Source organism: Treponema sp. R8-4-B8 (assembly GCF_054786175.1).
Genome location: NZ_BDHE01000119.1, coordinates 1 through 1,096, shown reverse-complemented (window position 1 = coordinate 1,096; position 1,096 = coordinate 1). Strand labels below are relative to the sequence as shown.

Genomic DNA, 1,096 nt, shown 5'->3' with positions numbered 1-1,096 from the left:
AGCGAGAGAAAGAACTGTCAACAAAAGCAGCAACTGTAATGAAAACGCCACTTCCTGCCCGGTCTGAGGATTTCGTATTGTTAAATCAATAAAAGGAATCGCCGGAGGCCCTGGAGTCGGCGTAAAATTAGTCGTTCCCTGCGCCGCCCTGTCAGGAAACTGCTCCTGAGCGTTTGTTGCGGCGGGGAAGAAAATGAAAAAAACAGAGAATAAAACAATCATTTCTAACTTTTTATAAGCCTTACTTTTTTTATTTGCGTTAGTCAGGGGCTTTTTATTGTAAAAGATTTTTGTTAATCTCATCACATCCCCTTAAGCCTTTCGCGGCGTTTGCGAATTTCATCTATGCCGGAAGAACCAGTTTGAGCCGGAGTTCCAAGACGGCGAAGAATTGATAAAAAGTCCGAAAAACGATTTTGAGTCTGTGCGCTTTTCCTTGAATCTTCAAGTAACAACGCGTCTATAATTTCTTTATCTTCAATTTCGCTTATCAGATTCACTCCGCCCTCGCTCGCGCCCAAGAGCCACGCCTTGGAGCCGACTGAGGCAATATGCACATAACGGTTAAAACCAATATGGGAGCTTGCTAAGATTTTTAAGAAGGGGTCGTTTGAGGCGGTTTGTTTGGAAGATCTTTTAATAAAAAAAACAATACCGTAAATTGCCGCCGCGGCAAGGGTGAGGACGAGTATCATTCTTATCACAACCCAAATTGACGCGCCTGAATTTCGCCGATCTTGCGCGGGCGCGTCTCCAAATGTCATATCCCGCTCTGCGGCTCTATATGGATTTTCATCAACAGAAGGAGCGGCTTGCTCAGGCTCCTGCGCGGATTGCTCCGTCCCCTCTGCGGCTTCCTGAGAAAAAATCGGTATTTGGACAAAAAGCCCCACTAATAACAGCAAGGCAAATTTAGGCATTTTCAGTTTTTACCCCCCCAGATCAAACTGATTCTTGTTAATTTTACACTTTTTTTAATTTTTCGGCAAGAGAAAACAGGAAAAAATATCGAAAATATTGAAAAAAACAGTAAAAACCATGCTTTTATAGGTCTTACAAAGAGGTTTTCATCTTTTATTTAATAAATGTGGCGTAT

1 protein-coding gene and 1 pseudogene are annotated in these 1,096 nt (G+C 42.5%); both read right to left on the bottom strand.

Features of this window, described 5'->3' with window-relative positions; translation table 11 throughout:
• A pseudogene (locus ACYVRA_RS06695) lies at nucleotides 1-303 on the bottom strand (hypothetical protein); the annotation flags it as partial.
• The gene (locus ACYVRA_RS06690) at nucleotides 303-920 is read right to left on the bottom strand and encodes a FliO/MopB family protein (protein WP_461251969.1); all 618 of its coding nucleotides are present in this window, start codon (nucleotides 918-920) and stop codon (nucleotides 303-305) included. The pseudogene ACYVRA_RS06695 and the gene ACYVRA_RS06690, both read right to left, overlap by 1 nt.
• Nucleotides 921-1,096: the final 176 nt, after the last annotated feature.

Excerpts from the sequence above, each read along its gene's own strand:
- ACYVRA_RS06690 (WP_461251969.1), bottom strand. The coding sequence starts at position 920 with ATGCCTAAATTTGCCTTGCTGTTATTAGTGGGGCTTTTTGTCCAAATA.